We start from the raw sequence: 23,810 nt of genomic DNA, 5'->3' as shown, positions 1-23,810 counted from the left end.
CTGCTCCTCAGGCGCGTTCCACGTTGCAGATCGTGGTCTTGGTCTCTTGCATCATGGTCACGATGTCGTAGCCGTAGGTGGTGGCGGTGTTGGCCGCTTCGCCACGCACCAGGGGCGCGGCGCCTTGCGGGTAGTACGCCAGCATGTCCTGCCCCTGCCAGCGGCCCGAGAAGTGGAACGGCAGGAACACATGGTCCTCGGCCACCCGCGGCGTCACCAGCGCCTGCACGTTGATGCGCGCGCCGGTCGGCGTCGTCACCCACACGCGGTCGCCGTTGCGGATGCCGCGCTGCGCGGCGGCGGCCGGGTGGATCTCGACGAACATCTCCTGCTGCAGCTCCGCGAGCCACGGGTTGGAGCGCGTCTCCTCGCCGCCGCCCTCATACTCGACCAGGCGGCCCGAGGTCATCACCAGCGGGAATTTCTCGTGCAGCTTGTCCTCGACGTTCTTCTGCTGCAGCGTCTTGTAGAGGATCGGCAGACGCCAGCGCGTCTTCTGGTCGTCGTGCGTCGGGTACTTGGCGATCAGGTCCGGGCGGTTGCCGTAGATCGGCTCGCGGTGCTGCGGGATCGGGTCGGGGAAGTTCCACACCACGGCGCGCGCTTTGGCGTTGCCGAACGGGTGGCAGCCGTGGTTCTTCATGAACACGCGGATCATGCCGCCCGACAGGTCAGTCTTCCAGTTCTTGCCCTCGGCGGCCTTTTTCTCTTCTTCGGTCAGCTCGTCCCACCAACCGAGTTTCTTGAGCAGGATGTGGTCCAGCTCCGGGTAGCCGGTGGTGATGTCGGCGCCCTTGGAGTGCGAGCCGTCCTCGGCCAGGAGGCTCACGCCGTCGCGCTCGACGCCGAAGTTGGCGCGGAAGTTGCCGCCACCGTCCATCACATGCTTGGAGGTGTCGTACAGATTGGGCGAGCCCGGGTGCTTGAGCTCGGGCGTGCCGAAACACGGCCACGGCAGGCCAAAGTAGTCGCCGCTCAGGTCGTAGCCCGTCTCCTTGTCGACGACCTTGCCCTTGCAGCGCAGGGTCTTGACGTCGAAGGCCTGCATGTGGCGCATGTGGGCCTTTAGCCGCTCCGGGCTCTGGCCGGTGTAGCCGATGGTCCACACCCCGCGGTTGATCTCGCGCAGGATGTCCTCGGGCACCGGCTCGTCCATGCCGTTGACCTTCTGCAGCTTGACGTTCTTGACCAGCTCGTTGGCAAAGCCCAGCCGCTGCGCCAGCTGATACATGATCATGTGGTCGCTGCGGCTCTCCCACAGCGGCTCGATGACCTTCTCGCGCCACTGGATCGAGCGGTTGGACGCCGTACACGATCCGCTGGTCTCGAACTGCGTGGTCGCCGGCAGCAGGTAGACCGCGCGGTTGGGGTTGAGGTCGGCCGGATCGCCCGGCATCGCCGCCATCGCCGCGGTGGCCGACGGGTACGGGTCGATCACCACCAGCAGGTCCAGCTTGTCCATGGCCTTTTTCATCTCCAGGCCACGGGTCTGGGAGTTGGGCGCATGGCCCCAGAAAAACACCCCGCGCAGGTTGGGCCCCTGGTCGATGAGTTCGTTTTTCTCCAGCACGCCGTCGATCCAGCGCGACACCGTGATGCCGGGTTTTTCCATCATGCCCTCGGCGTAGCGCGACTTGATCCACTCGTAGTCCACGCCCCACACGGTGGCGAAGTGCTTCCACGCGCCTGCGGCCAAGCCGTAGTACCCCGGCAGCGAGTCCGGGTTGGGGCCGACATCGGTGGCGCCCTGCACGTTGTCGTGACCACGGAAGATGTTGGCCCCGCCACCGGAGACGCCGATGTTGCCCAGCGCCAGCTGCAGGATGCACGAGGCGCGCACCATCGCGTTGCCGATGCTGTGCTGCGTCTGCCCCATGCACCACACGATGGTGCCGGGGCGGTTTTCGTGCAGCATCTTGGCCACTTTGAAGACCTGCTCCTCTTTGACACCGCAGGCCTCCTCGACCTTGTCGGGCGTCCATTGGGCCAGCACCTCCTCGCGCACCTTGTCCATACCGTAGACGCGCGCCTGGATGTAGGCCTTGTCCTCCCAGCCGTTCTTGAAGATGTGGTAGAGCACGCCGAACAGGAACGGGATGTCGGTGCCGGAGCGGATGCGCACGTACTCGTCGGCCTTGGCCGCGGTGCGCGTGAAGCGCGGGTCGACCACGATCATCTTGCAGCCCAGCTCCTTGGCGTGCAGCATGTGCAGCATCGACACCGGGTGGGCCTCGGCGGCGTTGGAGCCAATGTACAACGCGACCTTGCTGTATTGCATGTCGTTGTACGAATTGGTCATCGCGCCGTAGCCCCAGGTGTTGGCCACGCCCGCGACCGTGGTCGAGTGGCAGATGCGCGCCTGGTGGTCGCAGTTGTTCGTGCCCCAGAAGCTGACGAACTTGCGCAGCAGGTAGGCCTGCTCGTTGCTGTGCTTGGACGAGCCGACGAAGTACAGCGCATCCGGGCCGCTCTCGTCGCGCAGCTGCTTCATGCGTGCCGCGATCTCGTCCAGCGCCTGATCCCAGCCGATGCGCTGGTACTTGCCGTTGACCAGCTTCATCGGGTAGCGCAGGCGGTACTCGCCGTGGCCGTGCTCGCGGACCGAGGCGCCCTTGGCGCAGTGCGCGCCCAGGTTGATCGGCGAGTCGAACACCGGCTCCTGCCGCACCCAGACGCCGTTTTCCACCACGGCGTCGATGGCACAGCCGACCGAGCAGTGCGTGCAGACGGTGCGTTTGACCTCCACCTTGCCGGTGCCGGCGCCGGTGGCGGCTTTGTCGGCCGCCTTGGCACGCTGCACCAGCGTCAGCTGGGTGGCGGCGAGCCCCACGCCCAGGCCCAGGCCGGAGCGGCGCAGGAAAGCGCGCCGGTCTACGGTGGGCAGCGCGCGCGACAAGCCGTGGCGCAGGCGGTCGACGAAGGCGCCCTCGCCGCGGGAGCCAGCGGCGGGGCGATGCGAAGTGCGGGTGAGCAGCATGGCCGGTCTCCTAAAGGGACGGTCAGACGCGGGTGGTGTCGTAGTAGCGCTGTACGTGGGCGCTGGCGTGATAGCCGCCGCCGCGGCGCGGGGCCGGGGTCGGCGTGGGCGCCTCGGTGACGGAGGAACGGGGGGCGACGGGTAGAACGCTGACCGCAGCGGCGGCGGCGCCCACGGCGCCAGCGGCCGCAAACCAGCGGCGGCGACCGGGCAGAACGGGGGTCGGCTCGTGCTTCATCGGGGGGCTCCTCGGCGTCGGGAATCCAGGGTACGTGCCCGCTACGTTAACGCGCCACGGCGCATCTGACCAGAGGGCTGCGCCGCCCCCATCCCGACCACGCCGGCGCGGACCGTTCCAAGCCAAGCCGAGGGGATTTTGGAAGCAAGCCGCATTCCATCGGCGCATCACCATGCGCTGATGTTTGCTGCACCGCAACCACGAAGGCAAGACGGTTCGATCGATGCCCGGGCGCCCCGGAGCGCGCGACGCATCGACTCCACCGGGGCGACAACTTGTCGCGGACCCGCGCAGCCTGTCGCACGTCCGATCTGTCCCATACGCGACAGTAGTCGAGCAAAACGCTAGGGCTTTTTTACAATGGTGCGCCATGGCTGACCTGCGCGAGCCCCTCCCCACCGACCCCCCGTCCACCGCTGGGCAGGAGGGCAGTTGGCCCGAGGGGGCCATTCTTGTCGTCGACGACGAGCCGGGCATGCGCAACTTCCTGATCAAGACGCTGGCGCCGCGCTGCCGCTTCGTCGCCGCCGCCGCCAGCGCCGAGGAAGGCGAGCGCTGGATGCGCGCGCAGCGCTTCGACCTCGTGATCCTGGACGTGGCGCTGCCGGGGACGAGCGGCGTGCAGTGGCTGCAGGCGCTGCGCGAGCAGGGCTACGGCGGCGAGGTGATCCTGATCACGGCGTTCGCCTCGCTCGACACCGCCATCGAGGCGCTGCGCGCCGGCGCGTCGGACTTCATCCTCAAGCCCTTTCGCGTGCCGCAGATCCTCAACGCCATCCGCCAGTGCCACGAGCGTGCGCGGCTGCGGCGCGAGAACTTCGTGCTGCGCCGCCACGTGCGGCCGTCGCGCTCGGAGGGCACGCCGCTGATCGGCGAGGCCGCCGCGACGCAGGCGGTGCGCGCGGCGATCGAGCGCCTCGCGCCGATGCCCAGCACCGTGCTGATCCAGGGCGAGTCCGGCACCGGCAAGGAGCTGGTGGCGCGCGCGCTGCACGCGCGCAGCCCGCGCGCCGGCGGGCCGTTCGTCGCCGTGCAGTGCGGCACGCCGTCGGCCGAGCAGCTGGCGCGCGAGCTGTTCGGCCACGCCGCCGGCGGCCACGGCGGGCACGACGGGCTGTTCGTCTACGCGCAGGGCGGAACGCTGTTCCTCGACGAGGTGGCCGACCTGCCGCCGCCGGTGCAGGCCAGCCTGCTGCGCGTGCTGGAGGAGCGGCAGATCCGCCCCGTGGGCAGCCAGCAGACCGTCCCGGTGGACGTGCGCGTGATCGCCGCCACCAACCGGCCGCTGGCCGACGAGGTGGCCGCCGGGCGCTTCCGGGAGGACCTGTACTTCCGCCTGCGCGTGGTGGACGTGACGCTGCCGCCGCTGCGCGAGCGGCTCGAGGACATCCCGGCGCTGGTGCAGCACTTCGTGCAGACGCTGGCGCCGGCGCTGGGCGTGGCCCCGCTCGCGATCGACGCCGAGGCGATGGCGCTGCTGCAGCGCTACCGCTGGCCCGGCAACGTGCGCGAGCTGCGCAACTGGGTCGAGCGCTCGCTGATCCTCGGCGAGGTCAACGTCTCGGCCCTGTACCCGCCGCTGCGCGAGCCGTTGGCCGCCAGCCCTGGCGAGGCGCCGCTGGACCTGGAGACGCTGCAGCGCCGCCACATCCAGGCGGTGCTGGATTCGGTCGGCGGCGACAAGACGCGCGCGGCGCAGCTGCTGGGCGTGTCGCGGCGCACGCTGGAGCGGCGCGCGGCCGAGTGGGCGGCGCAGGACGGCCGGGGCCGATGAACGCCTGGCGACGCTGGCGCGCGCGGCTGGACGCCTCGGTGCGGGCCCAGCTGCTGACGCTGGCGCTGGCGCCGCTGCTGCTGGCGCTGGCGGGCTTGCTGCTGGTGCTGGCGGCGTGGACGACGCTGGCCTACGACCGGCTGCTGCAGACCAAGGTGCGCGCCGACCTGGCGGTGGCGCGCGGCTACTTCGAGCAGGTGCTGCAGGAGGTGGGCGGCGGCACGCGCGAGGTGGCCGAGTCGCACGCGCTGCACCGCCAGCTGCAACGGCTGGCCCCGCGCCGGCCGGCGGCGGCCGCGCCCGACGCCGAACCGCTGCAGGCGTGGCTGGAGCAGGAGCGCCAGCGCCTGGGGCTGGACGTGCTGGTGCTGCGCCCGCCGCACGACCCCGTGGCGCCGCCGGCGCAGGCGCGCGGCAGCGCGGCGCGCCTGGTGGTGTGGGAGCCGGCGCAGGTGGCCGCGCTCGCGTCGCACCTGCAGCCGCGGCTGGGCATCGCGCTGGTGCCGACGCGCAACGCCGCCCCCACCGCGCGCACGGTGGAGGAGCGCGCGCTGCTGATGCTGGCCAGCGCGCCGCTGCCGGACGACGCGCCGCTGCCCGGCTGGGTGCTGCACGGCGGCCTGCTGCTCAACCGCAACCTGGACTTCATCGACCACCTCAACCGCATCGTCTACCCGGAGGGATCGCTGCCGTTCGGCAGCCAGGGCACGGCCACGCTGTTCCTCGACGACGTGCGCATCAGCACCAACGTGCGCCTGTTCGGCGACGAGCGCGCCATCGGCACGCGCGTGTCGCAGGCGGTGCGCGACGCCGTGCTCGGCGAGGGCCGCACCTGGCTGGACCGCGCCTTCGTCGTCCGCGACTGGTACGTCAGCGCCTACGAGCCGCTGACCGACAGCCTGGGCCGGCCCATCGGCATGCTCTACGTCGGCTTCCTGGAGGCGCCGCTGCGCTGGGTCAAGTGGGGGGTGCTGGGCGGCACGGCGCTGCTGTTCGGGCTGGTGATGGCGGCGGCGGCGCGCTGGACGCTGCGGCGCGCGCGGGCGCTGGTGGAGCCGGTGGAGCGCATGGACGCCACGATGCGCCGCATCGAACGCGGCGACACCACGGCGCGCGTCGGTCCGGTGGCGGCGCGCGACGAGCTGGGCGCGCTGGCGCAGCACATGGACCGCCTGCTGGACCTGCTGGCCGAGCAGACCGCGCACCTGCGCGCCTGGGCCGAGACGCTGGACCGCCGCGTCGCCGAGCGCACGCGCGAGCTGCAGGCCAGCCACGCCGCGCTGCGCCAGGCGCAGCAGCAGCTGATCCGCAGCGAGCGGCTGGCCACCATCGGGCAGCTCAGCGCCGGGCTGGCGCACGAGATCAACAACCCGATCGCCGTCATCCAGGGCAACCTGGACCTGCTGCGCGAGACGCTGGGGCCGGCGGCGGCGCCGGTGCAGGCGGAGCTGGCGCTGATCGACGCGCAGGTCGAGCGCATCCGGCTGATCGTCACGCGGCTGCTGCAGCACGCGCGGCCGACCGAGTTCGCCGGCTACGTGGAGCCGCTGGCGCTGCCGGCGGTGCTGGACGACTGCGTCGTGCTGGTGGAGCGGCTGCTGCAGCAGCGCGGCATCCGGCTGCGCCGCGACGACCGCCCCACCGCCCCGGTGGCGTGCAACCGGCAGGAGCTGCAGCAGGTCGTCATCAACCTGCTGGTCAACGCGGTGCAGGCCAGCCCCGACGGCGCCGAGGTGGAGCTGGCCAGCGGCGACTGGGTCGAGGACGGCGCGCCGGTGGGTGCGTGGGTGGAGGTGCGCGACCGCGGCCCGGGCCTGCCGCCGGAGGTGCGCGCGCGGCTGTTCACGCCGTTCTTCACCACCAAGCCGGACGGGCACGGGCTGGGGCTGTGGGTCAGCCAGGGGCTGCTGGAGCGCTACGGCGGCCGGCTGGAGGCGGACAACCGCGCCGACGGGCCGGGGGCGGTGTTTCGCGTGCGGCTCTACGCCGAGCCGCGCGACCCGCAGCCGCCGCCCGAGGCGGCCTGAGCGCGCAGCCAGGCAAGCGCCCACGCCAGCCCGGCCTGCAGCGCCTGCGCCGCCACGTCCGACGGCTGCGCACCGAAGTCGAAGCGGTGCGCGCGCAGCGCCAGCAGCGTCGCCGGCGGGGCGCGGCCGTGCAGCCGCTCGGCCACGTGCAGCAGCGCCTCGGGCGCCAGCGCGTGCGTGAACGGCGTCGGCGCGGCGCGTGGCGCCAGCGGCCGCACCGCGAACGGCTCGGCCAGATCGCGCGCCGCGTCGACGAACAGCACGTGCTCGCGGCCCGCCACGTCCAGCGCGTGCTCGATCTGCAGCTGGAAGTCGGTCAGCCCCTCCAGCACGCCGCGCTGCGCCAGGTCGGCGGCCTGCGCCAGCAGCCGCTCGACCAGCAGCGGCCCGAGCGCATCGTCGCCGCGGCCGGGGTTGCCCCAGCCCAGCACCAGCAGCGGCGCCGGCGCGCTCACGCCGGCTCGTCGGCGGCGTGCGCCGGCTCGTCGCGCACGAGCCTGCCGTCGGCCGCGCGCACCAGGTGGTCCAGCAGCGCGCCGCGCGCGTCGCGCAGCGTCACCGCCAGCGGCATCTGCCCGAGCGCGTGCGTGGCGCACGACAGGCAGGGGTCGTAGGCGCGGATGGCGACCTCGATGCGGTTGAGCAGCCCCTCGGTCAGCGCGCGGCCGTCGAGGAAGCGCTGCGCCACCGCGCGCACCGCCTCGTTCATCGCGGTGTTGTTGTGCGTGGTGGAGACGATCAGGTTGCAGCGCGCCACCAGGTCGTCGTCGCCGACCTCGTAGTCGTGGATCAGCGTGCCGCGCGGCGCCTCGATGACGCCGACGCCGCGGCGCCGGCGCGGCCCCTGCGCCCGCAGCGGCCCCCCGCCGAGGATGGCGTCGTCGTCCAGCAGCCGCGCCACCATCTCCACGCCGTGCAGCAGCTCGATCATGCGCGCCCAGTGCGTGGCCAGCACCCGGTGCACCGGCCGCCCGCCGTGCGCGGCGACGAAGGCCTGCCGGCGCGCCTCGGCGCGCGGGGTCGGGATGAAGTCGCAGTTCTGCAGCCGCGCCAGCGGCCCGACGCGGTACCAGCCGAGCTGCGGGCCGAGCGCGCGGCGGTACGGGAACTTCATGTAGCTCCACGGCTGCACGGCCTCGTCGATCAGCTCGCGGTAGCGCTGGTCCTCCCAGCCGTCCTCGGCCAGGCGGCCGTCGGCCTCGCGCACGCGCAGCACGCCGTCGTACAGCTCGAGCGCCCCGTCCGGCCCCACCAGCGACAGCAGCGCCGCCGGCGTCTCGGCCAGCGCCGCCTCCTCGGGCGGCAGCGCGGTGGTGAGCCGCTGCGCCAGATCGACCGCCGCCTCGGCCCAGTCCAGCACCTGCGGCAGCTCGGCGCGCAGCGCGTCGCGCTCCTGCCGCGTCACGGTGCGGTTGACGCCGCCGGGCACCGAGCCGGTGCCGTGCACGCGCTTGCCGGCGGTGACGCGGATCACCTCCTGCCCGAAGCGGCGCAGCAGCACGCCCTGGCGCGCCGTGTCCGGGAAGGCCTGTGCCACCGCGGCGATGTGGCGCCGCGCCGGCTCGGCGTCGAAGCCGAACAGCAGGTCCGGCGAGGCCAGGTGGAAGAAGTGCAGCGCGTGGCTCTGCACGATCTGGCCGTGGTGCATCAGGCGGCGGATGGCGTCGGCCGCCGGCGGCACCGGCCAGCCGCCGACGACGCGGTCCAGCGCCTTGGACGCCGCCAGGTGGTGCGACACCGGGCAGATGCCGCACAGCCGCTGCACCAGCACCGGCACCTCCCAGTACGGCCGGCCGACGATGAACTGCTCGAAGCCGCGGAACTCGACGATGTGCAGCCGCGCCTGCTGCACGCGGCCCTGCTCGTCCAGCAGCAGCGTGACCTTGCCGTGGCCCTCCACGCGCGTCAGCGGGTCGATCGCCACGCGGCGCAGGCCCGTGGGGGTGGTGGCGGCGCCGTCAGTCATAGCGGATCAGCCCCCCGTGCAGCGCCGGCGCGCGGCCGGCCATCAGGTCCTGCAGCAGCTGCCAGAACGCATCCGCCGGCGGCGGGCAGCCGGGCAGCGCGTGGTCGATGCGCACCACCTCGTGCACCGGCAGCACGCGCGCCAGCGGCAGCGGCAGCTCCGGGTCGTCCGGCACGCGCTCGCCATACGTGGCGCGCAGCACCTCGCCGACGTCCAGGTGGTTGCGCAGCGCCGGCAGCCCGCCGGTGATCGCGCACGCCCCCACCGCCACCAGGATGCGGCACTGGGCGCGGAAGCGCCGCAGCACCTCGACGTTCTCGGCGTTGCACAGGCCGCCCTCCACCAGCCCGAGGTCGCAGGGCGCCAGGGTCTTGAGGTCGGTCAGCGGCGAGCGGTCGAACTCGACGCGCTCGATCAGCTCGAACAGCCGCTCGTCGATGTCCAGCAGCGACATGTGGCAGCCGAAGCAGCCGGCCAGCGACACCGTGGCCACGCGCCACTTGCGCGGCGCGGCACCGACGGTCGGGGGCGTGGAGGTCGGCGGCGGGCTCATCCGCGCGTCTCCGCATCGTCGAAGGGCCGGCGGCCGATCGGCTGCGCGAAGCCGACGCGCTTGGGCAGCAGCGCGCCCACCGGGCAGATGTGCGCCGCGGCGTCGTGCACCGACAGCGCGCTGTCGCCGAGCCGGCCGCTGGGGCTGTCGATCAGCAGGTGCGCGCCGAGCCCCCGCCCGCCGATGGCGAACACGCGCTTGCCGTCCAGCTCGTCGCTGGCGCGCACGCACAGCTGGCACAGGATGCAGCGGCCCGGCTCGAACCAGACGTCCGGGTGGCTGGCGTCGACGCGGCGGTCGGGGTCGAGCGCCTCGAAGTGCAGCTCGGTCATGCCGGCGCGCGCGGCGGCGGCCTGCAGCCGGCAGGCGCCGCTCTTCTCACAGCCCGGGCAGAAGTGGTGCCCCTCGACGAACAGCAACTGCAGCAGCCGCAGCCGCTGCTGCGCCAGCACCGGCACGTGGCACTGCACGCGCTGCCCCGGCTGCGCCGGCGTTGCGCAGGCGGCCACCGGCCGGCCGTCGGCCAGCACGGTGCACAGCCGGCACGAGGCGCTGGGCGAAACGCGCGCGTCCCAGCACAGGTGCGGCACCTCGTGCCCGGCGCGCCGCGTCGGCTCCAGCAGCGCGTCCAGGTCGAGGTCGGGCTGAAAGTCCGCCGCCACGGCGCGCTGCGCGTAGGCGCCGGCGAAGTGCGCCAGCGTGTCGCGCAGCGGGTTGCAGGCCGACATGCCCAGCCCGCAGTGCGTGCCGCCGTGCAGCAGCGCGTCGAGCTCGCGCAGCCGCTCGACATCGAACGCCGAGCCGCGCCCGGCGCCTCGCGCCTGCGCCAGCTTGTCGAGCCGGCGCACCACCAGCTCGGTGCCGACGCGGCACGGCGTGCACAGGCCGCAGCTCTCGTGCGCGAAGAAGCGTGCGAAGTGGCGCGCCACCTCGAACAGGTCGCGCGAGCGGTCGAACACCATCAGCGCGCCGGCGCTGGGCAGGTCCTCGAAGGCGATGGCGCGGCCGAACTGCGCCGCCGGCACGCAGGTGCCGGATGGGCCGCCGACCTGCACCGCCTGCGCGTCGGCGGCGCCGCAGTCGGCCAGGATGCGCTGAAGCGGCGTGCCGAGCGGGTACTCGTACACGCCGGGGCGCGCGCAGTCGCCGCTGACGCTGTGCAGCTTGGTGCCGGTGGACTGCAGCGTGCCGATCGCCGCCCACCAAGCGCCGCCGCGGCGCAGGATGTGCGCCACGGCGACGAAGGTCTCGACGTTGTTGACGACCGTCGGCCGGCCGAGGTAGCCGCGCTCGACCGGAAACGGTGGCCGGATGCGCGGCACGCCGCGGCGGCCCTCCAGCGACTCGATCAGCGCCGACTCCTCGCCGCAGACGTAGGCCCCGGCGCCGACGTGGATGACGACGTCGAAGTCGAAGCCGCGCACGCCGCACCGAGCGCCGGCAGCGGCCCCTCCGCGCCGCAGGCGGCGCAGCGGCCGCGCCCCGGCACGGTCTCCACGTCCACCTGCGCGCCGTCCAGCACGGTGCCCGGCGCGATGGCCGCCAGCGCGAAGCGCAGCGCGCCCTCGTCCACCGCCGCCAGCGCCCCCACCGCCAGCCGCAGCCGCAGCACGCGCGCAAAGCCCTCGCGCGCGGCGGCCTGCTCGACGATGCGCAGCACGCTGCCGGCCAGGCTCGCCTCGTGCATCGCCGTGCCCGCCCGCGCGCGCCGCCGCGCTCACGCCATCTCGAAGGCCTGCGCCTCCACCTGCACGAAGGCGCGCAGCAGCTCCGCCAGCGCGGCGTAGAAGCGCGCCGCCGGATGCGCCTGCAGCGCGTCGCACAGCGCCGGCACCCACGGGTGCAGGTGGGCGGCGAAGAAGGCGTGCTGGCGCGCCAGGTTGCAGACCTCGGCGTCGTCGCCGGCGATCAGGAAGCGCATCACCTCGCACAGGAAAGCGAGGTGGTCCTCCGGCTCGCTGACGCCCTCGGCGCGCGCCAGGCCGAGCGCGGCCAGTTCCCCGCGCAGCGCCGCCAGCGGCTTGTCGTTCAGGAAGCCGCTCAGGTAATGCGAGGCGTACAGGACCACCTCCGGCTTGCCGACGCCGCCGAACAGCGCCTCGTACTCGTCGCGCACCTGCTCGGCCGACTGCGCGCGCGCCTGCGCCACCAGCGCCTGCCACGGCGCCTCGAGGAAGCCGCCGCGCGCCGGCGCCTCGGTCACGGCGACGCGCAGGCGCGCCAGCAGCTCGTCGGCCGGCGGGGCGGCCAGCAGCGCGGCCAGCAGGCCGTACAGCTCGGCGCGCGCGGTCTCCTCGTCGAAGGCGCGGGTGGGAAACGGCAGGGCGGATTCGGCCATGGGAGGGGTCGTCACAGGTCGGTGATCCTGACTTCGTGGCTGCTGGTGTGGAGGTCGATGACGCGGCAATCGCCGCACATCCGGAGCCGCTCGGCCGCCGCGCCCTGGAACATCGGGTGGGCACTCAGGCGCGCCAGCATCGTCTCCACGCCCTTGAGCGTGCCGAACGGCTTGCCGCAGCGGACGCAGTGAAACGGCGGCTGCTCGTGCAGCACGCGCGGCTCGCGCCGGCGCGCGTCCAGCCACAGGCGCGGCTGCAGGGTGATGGCCTTTTCCGGGCAGGTGCGCGCGCACAGGCCGCACTGCACGCAGTTCTTCTCGATGAAGCGCAGCTGCGGCGCGGCGGGGTTGTCCTGCAGCGCGCCGGCCGGGCAGGCGCCGACGCAGCTCATGCACAGCGTGCAGGCGTCGGGGTTCACCTGCAGGGTGCCCAGCGGCGCGCCGGCCGCGGGCAGCGCCACCACGCCGTCGGCCGGGCGCACCGGGGCGTGGGCGATCAGGTGCTCCAGCGCCAGCTCCAGCGTGGCGCGCTTGTCGGCCAGCGCCGCAAACGTCGCCGGCTGCGCCACGCCCTGCGCCGGCGCCAGCGAGCGCACCTCCGCATCGAGCGCGGCGAGGTCGCGCGCGTCGCGCGCCTGCAGCAGGCGCAGGTGCTCGCCGCGGTAGCCGAGCCCGTGCAGGATCGCCTGCGCCACCGCCATCTGCGCGCGCAGCGCCTCGGCGTACTGCGGCGCCTCCTCGTCGGTCAGCAGCAGCCACACCTGGCTCGCGCCCCAGGCGATCGCCGCCAGCCACAGCTCCAGCCCCGTGCTGGCGGTGTGCCACAGCGCCCACGGGATCACGCGCGCCGGCACCCCGTGCACGCCGGTGTCCAGCCGCGCGGCGCGCCCCCAGTCCTCCAGCAGCCGCTGGCCGGCGCCCTGGCTGTGCAGCAGCAGCGCGGCGTCGCGCCCGCCGGCGGCGCGGTGGGTGGCCAGCAGCGTCTTCAGCGCCCGGCCCTGGTGCGCCGGGTCGGGGTAGGCGAACGTCAGCGCGCCGCTCGGGCACACGGTGCTGCAGGCGCCGCAGCCGACGCACAGGTGCGGCTCGATGACGATGCGCTGGCGCTCGGCGTCGCTGCGGATCGCGCTGGCCGAGCACACCTCCACGCACGCCTGGCAGCCGACCTTCTCGTTGCGGGCGTGCGCGCACAGGCGCTGCTGGTAGCGGAAGAAGCGGGGCTTGTCGAACGTGCCGACCAGCTCGCGCAGCACCCACAGGCGCGCCAGCCGCGCCTCGGCGTCCAGCCCCGGCGGCAGGTGCACGTAGCCCTGCGGCGGCGCGTGCTGCGTGAAGGCCGGCGCCGGCCGCAGGTCCAGCACGGCGTCGAACTCGGCCTGCTGCGGCTCGGCCTCGCGGGCGAAGTCGATCGCCCCCGGCGCCTCGCAGACGCGCACGCAGTCGCGGTGCGCGCGGCAGGCGTTCAGGTCGACCTGGTAGTCCAGACCGATGGCGCCGTCCGGGCAGGCGGCGACGCAGGCGTTGCAGCGCGTGCACAGGTCCAGCGCGATCGGGTTGTCGTCCACCCAGCGCAGCGTGAAGGCGCCCAGCCACCCGGTGAGGCCCATGACACGGCCGGCCAGCACCGGAAAGCGGTGCGCCTGCGCCAGCGCGCCGCCGGTGCCCAGCAGCGTCACCTGCCAGACGTCGGCCAGCCGCTCGGCCAGCCCCTGCGCCGCCTCCAGCGGGCCGATCACCAGCAGCCGCGCGCGGCCGCTGTCGTAACGCACCGTCGGCACCGGCTCCGGATCTGGCAGGCGCGCCGCCGCCAGCAGCGCGGCCATCTTCGGCGTGGCGTGGCGCGCGTCGCGCGACCAGCCGCCGGTCTCGCGCACGTTGACAAAGCGGATCGGCCGCACGTCGGCCGGCGGCACGCCCTCGGTGGCCTCGGCCAGCTCGGCGAACAGCCGCTGCTCCTGCGTGCAGGCCACCGTCAGCGGCGCATCGTCGCGCGCGGCGCGCTGGAACGCCGCCGCCTCGCGCCGGCACAGCGCGTGGTGCAGCGCGACCGGCTCGCCCAGCGCGCGCGCCAGGGCGGCCTCGTCGATCGGTTGCGTGCGGTTGCAGGTGCAGGCGAGGATCGTCATCGGGCAGGCTCGGACGGCGGCGCCACGACGGGCGCCGCGGCGGGGGCGGGGTCGGACGCGGTGCCGTCATTCAAGGCAGGGGCTGCCGCCAGGACGGCGGGGCCGTCGCCGGCGGCTTCCTTGGGCTCGTCGAACAGCCGCATGAACTGCGCCGCCACCATGCGCCGCGCCAGCGCGGCCGGCAGCGGGTCGGGCCGGGAATAGTCGTCGATGTAGACGTCCAGCCCGTCCATCTGGTTGAAGTGCGGGTCGGCGAACAGCCGGCGCAGCGCGGCGTTGCGCACCTCGGGCGCCACTTCGGGGCGCACGAACGGGCGGAAATCGGCCTCGGGCGTCAGGCGCAGCGCGTCCTGCAGCGTCGGCAGCGGCTCGGCGGGGCCAGGCAGGTTCGCGGGCGCGGCCGCGCCGTCCGGCGCGCCGGCGCGGGCCGTCTGATCCCCCGGCGGCGCGGCGGCAGGCCGGGCCTCGGACGCAGCGTCGTGTCCGGCGACCGGCGCGGAGACCGGCGCCACTGTCGCCGGGTCGGGCGGATCGAGCGGCTCGGGCGGCACGACCCCGGCGCGCGCCTGCGCCTTGCGGCGCGACCAGCGGGAAAGGAAGCCCTCGCCGTCGGCGCTCATGCCGGGCCTCCGCGGCGCGTCGCGCCGGTGCTGATGCGCGCCGGCTGACCGAAGCGGTCGGTCAGCGGCTGAAAGCTCGCCGGCCGGGCGCGGCGCTTGGGCTCCGGCCGGTGGTGGCGGTGGGCGTAGTCGGCCAGCCACGCCACCACGTCCGCCGGGGCCGGCACCTGGTCGACGCGCTCCTGCGCGTCCAGCCAGCGGCCGGCGTCGTGGTAGCTCAACGTGACGATCAGCGGCTGCGGCAGGCCGTCGTCGGCCTCCGGCTCGCGCCACAGCACCCAGAAGCACGGCGCCGGCGCGGTGACGTTGAGCAGGTAGCCCTCCGCATCCTCGGGGTGCAGCGTCACCGGCAGGCCGGCAAAGCCCCAGTGCTGCGCTCCCGCGGGCACAGCGGCGCCAGCCGCCGATTCCAGAGGCACCGGGCCGGCCTCGTCGGCCGCTACTGGCCACGTGGCGGTCGCCAAGCCCGCGGGTGCCTGCAGCACCTGCACGTCGGCCAGCACCCAGCGCCACGGCTGCCAGCGCGCCATCGGGCCGCGGACCGGCTCGCGGCGCATCACCACGCCGGTGCGCAGGCTGGGGCGATCAGCCGCATCGGGGGAATCGCTGACGGAGGTCGAGGGGGTCTCCACGCCGCGCAATGTAGCGCAAATCCCGCCCCCGACGCTGTCGCGGTCAATACGTCTCCAGGTGCAGCCGGCCACGCTCACGCAGGTCGGCGGCCAGCGCCTCCCAGTCCAGCCCGGCGCCGGTGGCGATGTCGCGCAGCGCCAGCAGCACGCCCTCTTCCATCGCGCGCAGGCCGCAGACGTAGAAATACGCATCCGGGTCCTGCAGCAACGGCACCAGTTCCGCCGCCGCCTCGCGCATCGCGTCCTGCACGTAGCGCTTGGGTTGCCCCGGCACGCGGCTGAATGCGAAGTGGATGTCGATGAAGTCGCGCGGCAGCTTCTGCAGCGGGCCGAAGTACGGCAGCTCCTGCGGCGTGCGCGCGCCGAAGAACAGCAGCAGCCGGCCGCCCTCGAACTTGCCGCTGGCGCGCAGGCGGCGGCGCCACTCGGTCATGGCCCGCATCGGCGCACTGCCGGTGCCGGTGCAGATCATCACGAGGTGGCTCTTCGGATGGTTCGGCATCAGGAAGCTGCTGCCAAACGGGCCGATCACCTCCACCGTGTCACCGACCTGCAGATCGCACAGGTAGTTGGATGCGACCCCGCGCACGGGGTGGCCCTGGGGGTCGGCCAGCACGCGCTTGACCGTCAGCGACAGGTTGTTGCGCCCCGGGCGCTCGCCGTTGCGGGGACTGGCCACCGAGTACTGGCGCGGATGGTGCGGCCGGCCCTGCGCGTCGGTGCCCGGCGGGATGATGCCGATCGACTGCCCCTCCAGCACCGGAAACGGCATGTCGCCAAAATCCAGCACGATGTGGTGCGTGTCGTAGTCGGAGCCAACCTCGGTGACGCGCAGGTTGCCGACGCAGGTGGCGCGCACCGACTTGCGTGCGGCGCGCGGCCCGTACAGATGGGTATAGGGGTGAGCGGCCGACCACGGTGGCAGCGTCGCCCCAAGCGTCGCCCCAAGCGCCGCCCCCGTCAACGCCGCCGCCTGGGGCTCCACCGTGGCCGAAGCCGCGGACGCCTGGACCGCGCGCTCCACCACTGCCTGCGCCTCGGCCGCGGCGGCTTGGGCGTCCCCGCCCAGCGCCGCCAGCGCCTCCTCGCTCAGCGGGGCGGGCAGCTCGTCCCAACCCAGCTGCTCGGCCAGCGTGTAGGTGCGCGCGCGCGGCACGACGCGCCAGTTGTCGATGGCCCCCGTCGGGCACGGGGGCACGCACGCCATACAGGCGTTGCATTTGTCCGCATCGACCACGTAGTTGCGGCTGTCGTGCGTGATCGCCCCGATCGGACACGTCGCTTCGCAGGTGTTGCAGCGGATGCAGATCTCGGGGTCGATCAGGTGCTGCTGCACGACGGTGGCGGGGGCGTCCATCAGTTGAACCGCACGTATTCGAAGTTGACCGGCTGGCGGTTGATGCCCATGACCGGCGGCGCGATCCAGTTGGCAAACTTGCCCGGCTCCACCACGCGGCCCATCAGGCTGGCGACGTAGGCGCGGTCCTCCGCGGTGGGCAGCCATTCGGCCACGCGCTCGTTCCACTCGGCGTCGCTGACCACGCGGCCATCCGGGCTGACCTTGACGCCGGCCAACGTACCGATGTTGCGGTGGAAGGCCTTGTGCGGCACCTTCAGGCGGAAGGGGATGCCCGCTTTCTCGATGATGCGGTTCCAGCGATCGACGCCGCCCATCGAATCCTTGATGTAGTCGTCGCGCAGCACCTCGTTGAGGGCGTTGAGCATCGGCACCTCTTTCTCGACGAGCTGACCGTCCACCACGTCCAGGATGCGGTAGGTGTCGTGCTTGAGGCGGTGGTCGTCGGTGCGCTTGCCCTCCTCGAACCGGCCCTTGAGGCCCGCGCTGTAGAACGTCGCGGCATTGCTCGACTGGTCGGCGCCAAACAGGTCGATGGTGACGCTGAAGTGGAAGTTCAGGTAGCGCTGGATGGTGGGCAGATCGATCACCCCCGCGGCGCGGATGCGGCCGACGTCATCGGTCTTGAGCTGGTTCATCACCTCGCAGGTGCGCTGGATCACGCGGCCCACGCCCGACTCGCCCACGAACATGTGGTGGGCTTCCTCGGTCAGCATGAACTTGGTGGTGCGCGCCAGCGGGTCGAAGGCGGATTCGGACAGCGCGCAGAGCTGGAACTTGCCGTCGCGGTCGGTGAAGTAGGTGAACATGAAGAAGCTCAGCCAGTCGGGCGTCTTCTCGTTGAAGGCCTGCAGGATGCGCGGGTTGTCCGCCTCGCCCGAGCGGCGCTCCAGCAGCGCCTCGGCCTCCTCGCGGCCGTCGCGGCCAAAGTATTTGTGCAGCAGGTACACCATGGCCCACAGGTGGCGCCCCTCCTCCACGTTGACCTGGAACAGGTTGCGCAGGTCGTACTGGCTGGGGCAGGTCAGGCCCAGGTGGCGCTGCTGCTCCACCGACGCCGGCTCGGTGTCGCCCTGGGTGACGATGATGCGGCGCAGATTGGCCCGGTGCTCGCCGGGCACGTCCTGCCAAGCGTCCTCCCCCAGATGGTCGCCAAAGTGGATCTTGCGCCCCTGCTCCGCCGGGTTCAGGAAGATGCCCCAGCGGTAGTCCGGCATCTTGACGTAGCCAAACTGCGCCCAGCCCTGCGGATCCACGCTGACGGCCGTGCGCAGATAGACGTCAAAGTTCTGCGAGCCGTCGGGCCCCATCTCCTGCCACCACTGCAGGTAGTTGGGCTGCCAGTGCTCCAGCGCGCGCTGCAAGGTGCGGTCTTCGGCCAGGTTGACGTTGTTGGGGATTTTTTCGCTGTAGTTGATGCTCGACATGGTGTGCTCCTGCTGCGGATCTCTGCGGTGGACTGTCGTTCGGTTGCGGCTGGCTCCACCGGGAAACCCACCGCACAACGCGCTCGCGCCTCAGACGCGATTCCAATCGAACTGGGCCTTGTCGCCTTTGCCGTACACCTTCAGCGCGCCCTTGTCGCCCACCGCATTGGGGCGCTGGAAGATCCAGTTCTGCCACGCCGACAGGCGGCCAAAAATGCGGGTGAGCATGGTCTCGCGGCCGCCAAAGCGCAGGTTGGCCTCCAGGCCGGTCAGCGCATCGGGCGACATGGCCGCGCGCTCCTCCAGCACCAGGCGGATTTCGTCCGCCCAGTCGATGTCGTCCAGCGCGGCGGTCACCAGCCCCAGCGCGGCGGCCTCGTCGCCATCCAGCGCGCGGCCGATCGCCGCCTGGGCCGCGGCCAGCGGCGCAGCCTCGTCGTAAAAGCGGCGCTGCAACCGGGTCTGGTCGTTGACCATGGGGTAGCGGCCAAAATTGGCGTCGTGCAGCGTCAGGCGCGGGGCGCGCTCGGGCGCGTCGGGCAGCACCAGCATGTAGCTGCGGTCGGCCGCAAAGGCCAGTTCGGCCAGCGTGCCGGCAAAGCACGACCCGGGCTCCAGCAAAGCGATCAGGCTGCGCGACGACACGTCCAGCCGCGCCAGGGTGCGCCGCAGCAAGCCGGTCGTGGCGCGCACGAACCAATGGCCCGCATGCGCCTGCAGCGCGTCGTCGCAGGCCAGCACCGCCGCCGCATCGCCCTCGGTGCGCAGCACCCAGGTGCCGATGGTCAGCTCGTTGGTGCGCAGGTGCAGGATGGCGTCGTCCAGCTCCCGTCCCATGGCCAGCGGCCACCAGTCGGCGCCGGCGGCCTCGATGCCCGCGATGTCCGTGGGCTGCGGCCCGGCCGGCGCGCGCACGGTCAGCGTCGCCACCCGCCGGGCCCGGTCGATTGCGACCTCGACGTGCCGGTAGGTCACGCCGTCCGCACCCCAGGTGCGCTGCAGCGGCGGCAAGGCCACCCCGCGCGCGTCGGCCGGACGGTCGCTCTGGGCGGCCAGCCGCTCGGCACGCTCGCGCACCGCCTGGGCAAACACCGCCGGCTTGGCCACCGCATCCACCAGCCGCCAGTCCACCGCACGCTGGCCGCGCACCCCTTCGACGCTGGTGCAAAAAATATCGGCCAGATCGTGGCGCACCTTGCGCTTGTCGGTCACGCGCGTCAGCCCGCCCGTGCCGGGCAGCACGCCCAGCAGCGGCACCTCGGGCAGGCTCACGGCGCTCGAGCGGTCGTCCACCAGCAGGATCTCGTCGCAGGCCAGCGCCAGCTCGTAGCCGCCCCCCGCGCAGGCGCCGTTGAGCGCCGCCAGAAACTTCAGGCCATCGTGGCGGCTGGAGTCTTCCATGCCGTTGCGCGTCTCGTTGGTGAATTTGCAGAAATTCACCTTCCACGCATGGCTGGACAGCCCGAGCATGAAGATGTTGGCACCGGAGCAGAACACCCGGTCCTTCAGGCTCGTCACGACCACGGTGCGCACCTGCGGGTGCTCGAAGCGGATGCGGTTGAGCGCATCGTGCAACTCGATGTCTACACCCAGGTCGTAGCTGTTGAGCTTGAGCTTGTAGCCCGGCCGCAGCCCGCCGTCCTCGTCGATGTCGAGCGCCAGGATGGCGATCACCCCCTCCACGCTCAGGCGCACATGGCGGTACTGGGTCGGGTGCGTCTGGTAATCGACGACCGGGTTGGTGTTGGGATTCTGGGTCATGGCGGGGTCCTGCATTCGGGGGGCATCAACATGCATTTCGCTGCATGCCTGATGCGCATCATAGTGCATATCCCCGCCCACACAAGCCCCGCCATGGCGTCCGTGGACTAGGACAAACCCGTAGAGCCGGTCAGCTGTCGCGGTGCAGCAGCGCGTACACGCCGTCGCGCAGACGCACGAAGGTTTCCTCCAGCGGCTGGGCGCTGGTGTCCACGGTCAAATCCGCCTTGGAATAAAAGGCCGAGCGCCCCGCCAAGATGCGTTTGAGGTCCTCCATCGCCTCGGCGCTGGCGGCCATGGGGCGCAGGTCGCCCTGGGCGGCGACGCGGCGCATGTGATCGACGGGATCGGCCTTCAGCCACACCGTCGTGCAGTGCTGCAGCAACAGATTGAAATTGGTCGAGTCCGACACCAGGCCGCCGGGCGTGGCGATCACCACCTCGGGATAGATCTGGATCGCCTCCTCCAGCGCCCGGCGCTCGTAGCGCCGGTAGGCCGTCGCGCCGTACAGGTTGTGGATTTCGCTGATGCTGCAACCGGCAAACTGCTCGATCTCGCGGCTCAGTTCGATGAAGGGGTAGCCAAGCGCCTCGGCCAGCCGCCGGCCCAGCGTGGACTTGCCCGCGCCGCGCAAACCGATCAGCGCAATGCGCGACTGGCGACCCGTGGCATCGACCCCGGTGGAGCCGAACAGCTCGGCGAGCTTCAGGCGCGCGCGCCGCAGCTCGCCCTCGTCGCGGCCCTGCAGCAGCTCGCGGATCAGCAACCACTCCGGCGACGAGGTGCTGACATCGCCCAGCAGCTCCGCCAGCGAGCACTGCAAGGCCCGCGCCACCTGCAACAACACCAGGATGGACGCATTGCCCGCTCCGTACTCCAGGTTGGCCAGGTGCCGCTCCGACACATCGGCCGCCAGAGCCACCGCCTTGCGCGTCATGCCGCGGCGCGAGCGCAGAGTGCGCACACGCTCGCCCAGCGCCACCAGAAACGGCACCCGCGGCTCACCCCCGGCCGGGTCGGCCTCGGGCTCTGTGCCCACGGGCAGGGTGAGCTGCAACACCGCATCCGGCCGCACCTCGGTCAGGGGTTCGGGCGGGCGCAAGGCGTCAGACGTGGGCGACATGTCGTTCTCGTGGGGTTGCATCGGCAGCTCGGCCTGCCATCGACCGCATCGAATCGGGAAAACCCCAAGTCTATCGATCCACCACAACATGCAGTTTAGTACATACTGCGACACAGGCACGATCGTGCAGTTATACCCGCAATCCCGGGGCCTGAACAGCATGCCGCTGCATGTGCCCCGCACAACCACCCCACGACCGAGGAGACCCCGCCATGTCCGCCACCCTGCCCCCGGCGCCGCCCGAACGATTCAACTTCGCCGCACACCTGCTGACCCTGAATGCCGCGTGGCCCGAACGCACGGCCCTCATCGACGACCACGAGACCGTGACCTACGGCGAACTCGCCGAGCGCGTGCGCCGTTGCGCGGCGGGCCTGCGCGCCCTCGATCTGCGGCGCGAAGAGCGCGTGCTGCTGCTGATGCACGACAGCGCCGACTGGATCGTGGGCTTTCTGGGCTGTCTGTACGCTGGCGTGGTGCCGGTGGCCGTCAACACGCTGCTGACCGCCGACGACTACGCCTATCAACTGCGGCACGCGCGGGCTCAGGCGGTGCTGGTGTCCGCCCCGCTGCTGCCCACCCTGACGCAGGCGCTTGACGCGGGTGCGCACGAGGTGCGGCACATCGTCGTCTCGCACCCCGGCGACCCGCTGCCCGCCGACGCGGCCGGCGTGCCCTGTCATCCGTGGCCCGCCTGGCTGGCGCACCAGGCAGCGGACGGCGCCCCCGCCGACACCGCTGCGGACGAGCCGGCCTTCTGGCTGTACTCCTCCGGCTCCACCGGCCGCCCCAAGGGCACGGTGCATACCCATGCCAACCTTTACTGGACGGCCGAGCTGTACGGCCGCCCCGTGCTGGGCCTGACGGCCGACGACCGGGTGTTTTCGGCGGCCAAGCTGTTCTTCGCCTACGGGTTGGGCAACGCGCTGACGTTTCCGCTCAGCGTGGGGGCCTCGGCGGTGTTGATGGCCGAACGCCCCACCCCGCCAGCGGTGTTCGCCCGCCTGACCGGGCGCACGCCCACGCTGGCGGGTCAACGCCCGACCGTGTTCTACGGCGCGCCCACCGGCTACGGCGGCATGCTCGCGCACCCGGACCTGCCGCCGCGCGAGCAGGTGGCACTGCGCCTGTGCTCCTCCGCCGGCGAGGCGCTGCCGCGCGACATCGGCGAGCGCTGGACGGCGCACTTCGGGGCCGAAATCATCGACGGCATCGGCTCCACCGAGATGCTGCACATCTACTGCTCCAACCGCCCCGGCGACGTCGTCTACGGCACCAGCGGCACCCCGGTGCCCGGCTACGAGCTGGAAATCCGCGGCGAAGACGGCCGCCCGCTGCCCGCCAACCCGGACGGCTCCATCGACATCGGCGACCTGTACGTGCGCGGCCCCAGCGCCGCGCTGATGTACTGGAACAACCGCGACAAATCGCGCGAGACCTTCCAGGGCGCCTGGACGCGCACCGGCGACAAATACACGCGCGACGCCAGCGGCCGCTACATCTACGCCGGCCGCAACGACGACATGCTCAAAGTCAGCGGCATCTACGTCTCGCCGTTCGAAGTGGAGGCGACCCTGGTGCGCCACCCCGCCGTGCTGGAAGCCGCCGTGATCGGCAAAACCGACGCCGACGGCCTGACCAAGACCAAGGCCTTCGTCGTGCTGCGCCCGGGCGCCCACGCCACGGTCGAAGACATCCAGGCCCATTGCAAAGCCCACCTGGCGCCCTACAAATACCCACGGTACGTGGAATTCGTACCCGAGCTGCCCAAGACCGCCACCGGCAAGATCCAGCGCTTTCGGTTGCGGGAGCGGGAGGCCGCGCATCCCGCCTCCTGAGCGCCCCCAGTACACCGATACACGCCGATACGAGTCCGACGACGGGGCAGCCACCGTTCGCCGGGCGCCCCGCGCCGCTGGTCCGCCGATCACCGCGCGGTGGCGCGCGCGCAGTAAGCTGAAATCACCAAAATACTGCGCCATGGAACCGACCCTATTCCCCCATACCCCCTCTCGGGCCGAGCGCCCGACGCGCGCCCGTGGCTTTACGCTGATCGAAGTGATGATCGTCGTGGCCATCATCGGCATTCTGGCGGCGATTGCGTATCCTTCTTATACCCGTTATGTTCGCGAGGCGCGCCGCGCCGACGCCGTGGCCGCCATCACACGCGTGCAACTGGCGCAGGAAAGGTACCGGGCCAACAACCCCGCTTATGCCGGCGACCTCGCCACGCTGGGCATCACGTCGAACGCCTCCCCCGACGGCTATTACACCGTCGCCATCAGCGGACAATCTGCCACGGGATACACCGTCACTGCCACGCCTGCGTCTGGTACCAGTCAAGCAAGCGACACCGATTGCCCAACCATCACCATGGTTGTCAGTGGCGCCGCGGCGACACCATCGCCGGCATCGTGTTGGAAGAAATAATGGCTGCCGCCACCCCCCCCCAGTGCGGCGTCAGGCCGATTCCGGGGCCTGACGTTGGTAGAGCTGATGATAACGGTCGCGGTATTAGCCATTCTCGCGACAGTCGCGTTCCCGTCCTTCCAGAGAATGTTGGCAGAACGGCGGGTCGAAAGCGCAGCGGAAGCCGCGTATCAACTCGCCCGGGTCGGACGGGCTGCGGCACTCAAAACGTCCAGCGACATATATTTGCTGAGCTCCACCGGACAAGACTGGGCAGTATGGTTGAGCCCGACTTACCCTTGCTCCTCCCGCACACCCGCAACGCCATGCTTATATGTCATGTCCCGGATGATTGTGGGGTCGCTTTTGGAACAAATCCGATCTTCGCCGATACCAGTCCTTCATGGCCTGCATGGGCGTGCGGGCATCGAGGGCAGTCTGAGGCAGATGGTGGTTGTAGAGCCAAGCGTAGCGCAAGAGGG

Annotated in this window: 19 protein-coding genes and 2 pseudogenes; 5 read left to right on the top strand and 16 right to left on the bottom strand. The window is 72.0% G+C overall.

Going from position 1 to position 23,810, the window contains the following annotated elements; all coding sequences use genetic code 11:
- Nucleotides 1-7 precede the first annotated feature (7 nt).
- On the bottom strand, nt 8-2,977 hold the full coding sequence (locus Tfont_RS10720; RefSeq protein ID WP_143969431.1) for a formate dehydrogenase subunit alpha: 2,970 nt from the start codon (nt 2,975-2,977) through the stop codon (nt 8-10).
- Nucleotides 2,978-2,999: 22 nt separating this feature from the next.
- A complete protein-coding gene (locus Tfont_RS10715) occupies nt 3,000-3,215 on the bottom strand; it encodes a hypothetical protein (RefSeq protein ID WP_068608688.1) in 216 nt (71 codons plus the stop codon).
- A 370-nt stretch (nt 3,216-3,585) separates the two neighbouring features.
- Between Tfont_RS10715 and Tfont_RS10710 the strand changes: the two genes are divergently transcribed.
- The gene (locus tag Tfont_RS10710; RefSeq protein ID WP_143969430.1) at nt 3,586-4,989 is read left to right on the top strand and encodes a sigma-54-dependent transcriptional regulator; all 1,404 of its coding nucleotides are present in this window, start codon (nt 3,586-3,588) and stop codon (nt 4,987-4,989) included.
- Nucleotides 4,986-7,016 (top strand): sensor histidine kinase, encoded by a 2,031-nt coding sequence (locus Tfont_RS10705; RefSeq protein WP_143969428.1) that lies wholly within the window; start codon nt 4,986-4,988, stop codon nt 7,014-7,016. Before Tfont_RS10710 ends, Tfont_RS10705 begins: the two co-directional genes overlap by 4 nt.
- Here Tfont_RS10705 and Tfont_RS10700 read toward each other — a convergent pair.
- From Tfont_RS10700 to Tfont_RS10640, 13 genes are all read right to left on the bottom strand, one after another.
- Nucleotides 6,971-7,471, bottom strand: a complete 501-nt coding sequence (locus Tfont_RS10700; protein WP_143969427.1) for a hydrogenase maturation protease — start codon at nt 7,469-7,471, stop codon at nt 6,971-6,973. The genes Tfont_RS10705 and Tfont_RS10700 overlap by 46 nt on opposite strands.
- On the bottom strand, nt 7,468-8,982 hold the full coding sequence (locus Tfont_RS10695) for a Ni/Fe hydrogenase subunit alpha (RefSeq protein WP_143969425.1): 1,515 nt from the start codon (nt 8,980-8,982) through the stop codon (nt 7,468-7,470). The genes Tfont_RS10700 and Tfont_RS10695 overlap by 4 nt, the downstream gene beginning before the upstream one ends.
- On the bottom strand, nt 8,975-9,535 hold the full coding sequence (locus Tfont_RS10690) for an NADH-quinone oxidoreductase subunit B family protein (RefSeq protein ID WP_068608679.1): 561 nt from the start codon (nt 9,533-9,535) through the stop codon (nt 8,975-8,977). Before Tfont_RS10690 ends, Tfont_RS10695 begins: the two co-directional genes overlap by 8 nt.
- Complete coding sequence (locus tag Tfont_RS14575) at nt 9,532-10,959, bottom strand: NADH-ubiquinone oxidoreductase-F iron-sulfur binding region domain-containing protein (protein WP_260682364.1); 1,428 nt, start codon at nt 10,957-10,959, stop codon at nt 9,532-9,534. Before Tfont_RS14575 ends, Tfont_RS10690 begins: the two co-directional genes overlap by 4 nt.
- Nucleotides 10,884-11,222 carry a hydrogenase maturation nickel metallochaperone HypA/HybF gene (locus tag Tfont_RS10680; RefSeq protein WP_143969455.1) on the bottom strand — a complete coding sequence of 113 codons (339 nt, stop codon included), beginning with the start codon at nt 11,220-11,222 and terminating at the stop codon, nt 10,884-10,886. Before Tfont_RS10680 ends, Tfont_RS14575 begins: the two co-directional genes overlap by 76 nt.
- Nucleotides 11,223-11,252: 30 nt before the next feature.
- A complete protein-coding gene (locus Tfont_RS10675) occupies nt 11,253-11,873 on the bottom strand; it encodes a TorD/DmsD family molecular chaperone (RefSeq protein WP_068608676.1) in 621 nt (206 codons plus the stop codon).
- Between the two features lie 11 nt (nt 11,874-11,884).
- Nucleotides 11,885-13,999, bottom strand: a complete 2,115-nt coding sequence (locus Tfont_RS10670) for a 4Fe-4S dicluster domain-containing protein (RefSeq protein ID WP_143969423.1) — start codon at nt 13,997-13,999, stop codon at nt 11,885-11,887.
- Complete coding sequence (locus tag Tfont_RS10665; protein ID WP_143969422.1) at nt 13,996-14,619, bottom strand: DUF3306 domain-containing protein; 624 nt, start codon at nt 14,617-14,619, stop codon at nt 13,996-13,998. The genes Tfont_RS10670 and Tfont_RS10665 overlap by 4 nt, the downstream gene beginning before the upstream one ends.
- Nucleotides 14,616-15,176, bottom strand: coding sequence for a DUF3305 domain-containing protein (locus Tfont_RS10660; RefSeq protein WP_143969453.1), 561 nt, complete (start codon nt 15,174-15,176; stop codon nt 14,616-14,618). The genes Tfont_RS10665 and Tfont_RS10660 overlap by 4 nt, the downstream gene beginning before the upstream one ends.
- Before the next feature lie 118 nt (nt 15,177-15,294).
- Nucleotides 15,295-16,608: a benzoyl-CoA 2,3-epoxidase subunit BoxA gene (gene boxA / locus Tfont_RS10655; protein ID WP_068608670.1), complete on the bottom strand. Its 1,314-nt coding sequence runs from the start codon at nt 16,606-16,608 to the stop codon at nt 15,295-15,297.
- Nucleotides 16,608-18,035 carry a benzoyl-CoA 2,3-epoxidase subunit BoxB gene (boxB, locus tag Tfont_RS10650; RefSeq protein WP_143969420.1) on the bottom strand — a complete coding sequence of 476 codons (1,428 nt, stop codon included), beginning with the start codon at nt 18,033-18,035 and terminating at the stop codon, nt 16,608-16,610. The genes boxA and boxB overlap by 1 nt, the downstream gene beginning before the upstream one ends.
- Nucleotides 18,036-18,125: 90 nt before the next feature.
- Complete coding sequence (boxC, locus tag Tfont_RS10645) at nt 18,126-19,796, bottom strand: 2,3-epoxybenzoyl-CoA dihydrolase (RefSeq protein WP_260682363.1); 1,671 nt, start codon at nt 19,794-19,796, stop codon at nt 18,126-18,128.
- A gap of 130 nt (nt 19,797-19,926) precedes the next feature.
- Nucleotides 19,927-20,919 (bottom strand): helix-turn-helix transcriptional regulator, encoded by a 993-nt coding sequence (locus Tfont_RS10640; protein ID WP_143969417.1) that lies wholly within the window; start codon nt 20,917-20,919, stop codon nt 19,927-19,929.
- A gap of 212 nt (nt 20,920-21,131) precedes the next feature.
- Here Tfont_RS10640 and Tfont_RS10635 point away from each other — a divergent pair, with 212 nt between their 5' ends.
- The 3 genes and pseudogenes from Tfont_RS10635 to Tfont_RS14960 form a co-directional block, all read left to right on the top strand.
- Nucleotides 21,132-22,757, top strand: coding sequence for a benzoate-CoA ligase family protein (locus tag Tfont_RS10635; RefSeq protein WP_143969415.1), 1,626 nt, complete (start codon nt 21,132-21,134; stop codon nt 22,755-22,757).
- Nucleotides 22,758-22,899: 142 nt separating this feature from the next.
- Nucleotides 22,900-23,349 (top strand): type IV pilin protein, encoded by a 450-nt coding sequence (locus Tfont_RS10630; RefSeq protein ID WP_143969414.1) that lies wholly within the window; start codon nt 22,900-22,902, stop codon nt 23,347-23,349.
- A 3-nt stretch (nt 23,350-23,352) separates the two neighbouring features.
- A pseudogene (locus Tfont_RS14960) lies at nt 23,353-23,451 on the top strand (prepilin-type N-terminal cleavage/methylation domain-containing protein); the annotation flags it as partial.
- 207 nt (nt 23,452-23,658) lie between these two features.
- Here the strand turns inward: Tfont_RS14960 and Tfont_RS14820 are convergent.
- Nucleotides 23,659-23,810, bottom strand: a pseudogene (locus Tfont_RS14820) (IS481 family transposase); the annotation flags it as partial.

The organism is Tepidimonas fonticaldi (assembly GCF_007556755.1).
In the GTDB taxonomy this organism is placed as follows: domain Bacteria; phylum Pseudomonadota; class Gammaproteobacteria; order Burkholderiales; family Burkholderiaceae_C; genus Tepidimonas; species Tepidimonas fonticaldi.
The sequence above is the reverse complement of the archived record's forward strand: the minus strand, read 5'-3'. Positions and strand labels throughout refer to the sequence as shown.

Excerpts from the sequence above, each read along its gene's own strand:
- Tfont_RS10695 (WP_143969425.1), bottom strand. The coding sequence starts at position 8,982 with ATGACTGACGGCGCCGCCACCACCCCCACGGGCCTGCGCCGCGTGGCG.
- boxB (WP_143969420.1), bottom strand. The coding sequence starts at position 18,035 with ATGTCGAGCATCAACTACAGCGAAAAAATCCCCAACAACGTCAACCTG.
- Tfont_RS10665 (WP_143969422.1), bottom strand. The coding sequence starts at position 14,619 with ATGAGCGCCGACGGCGAGGGCTTCCTTTCCCGCTGGTCGCGCCGCAAG.
- boxA (WP_068608670.1), bottom strand. The coding sequence starts at position 16,608 with ATGGACGCCCCCGCCACCGTCGTGCAGCAGCACCTGATCGACCCCGAG.
- Tfont_RS10635 (WP_143969415.1), top strand. The coding sequence starts at position 21,132 with ATGTCCGCCACCCTGCCCCCGGCGCCGCCCGAACGATTCAACTTCGCC.
- Tfont_RS10705 (WP_143969428.1), top strand. The coding sequence starts at position 4,986 with ATGAACGCCTGGCGACGCTGGCGCGCGCGGCTGGACGCCTCGGTGCGG.
- boxC (WP_260682363.1), bottom strand. The coding sequence starts at position 19,796 with ATGACCCAGAATCCCAACACCAACCCGGTCGTCGATTACCAGACGCAC.
- Tfont_RS10660 (WP_143969453.1), bottom strand. The coding sequence starts at position 15,176 with ATGCGCCGCGAGCCGGTCCGCGGCCCGATGGCGCGCTGGCAGCCGTGG.
- Tfont_RS10690 (WP_068608679.1), bottom strand. The coding sequence starts at position 9,535 with ATGAGCCCGCCGCCGACCTCCACGCCCCCGACCGTCGGTGCCGCGCCG.
- Tfont_RS10640 (WP_143969417.1), bottom strand. The coding sequence starts at position 20,919 with ATGTCGCCCACGTCTGACGCCTTGCGCCCGCCCGAACCCCTGACCGAG.
- Tfont_RS10680 (WP_143969455.1), bottom strand. The coding sequence starts at position 11,222 with ATGCACGAGGCGAGCCTGGCCGGCAGCGTGCTGCGCATCGTCGAGCAG.
- Tfont_RS10675 (WP_068608676.1), bottom strand. The coding sequence starts at position 11,873 with ATGGCCGAATCCGCCCTGCCGTTTCCCACCCGCGCCTTCGACGAGGAG.
- Tfont_RS10715 (WP_068608688.1), bottom strand. The coding sequence starts at position 3,215 with ATGAAGCACGAGCCGACCCCCGTTCTGCCCGGTCGCCGCCGCTGGTTT.
- Tfont_RS10710 (WP_143969430.1), top strand. The coding sequence starts at position 3,586 with ATGGCTGACCTGCGCGAGCCCCTCCCCACCGACCCCCCGTCCACCGCT.
- Tfont_RS10630 (WP_143969414.1), top strand. The coding sequence starts at position 22,900 with ATGGAACCGACCCTATTCCCCCATACCCCCTCTCGGGCCGAGCGCCCG.
- Tfont_RS10720 (WP_143969431.1), bottom strand. The coding sequence starts at position 2,977 with ATGCTGCTCACCCGCACTTCGCATCGCCCCGCCGCTGGCTCCCGCGGC.
- Tfont_RS10670 (WP_143969423.1), bottom strand. The coding sequence starts at position 13,999 with ATGACGATCCTCGCCTGCACCTGCAACCGCACGCAACCGATCGACGAG.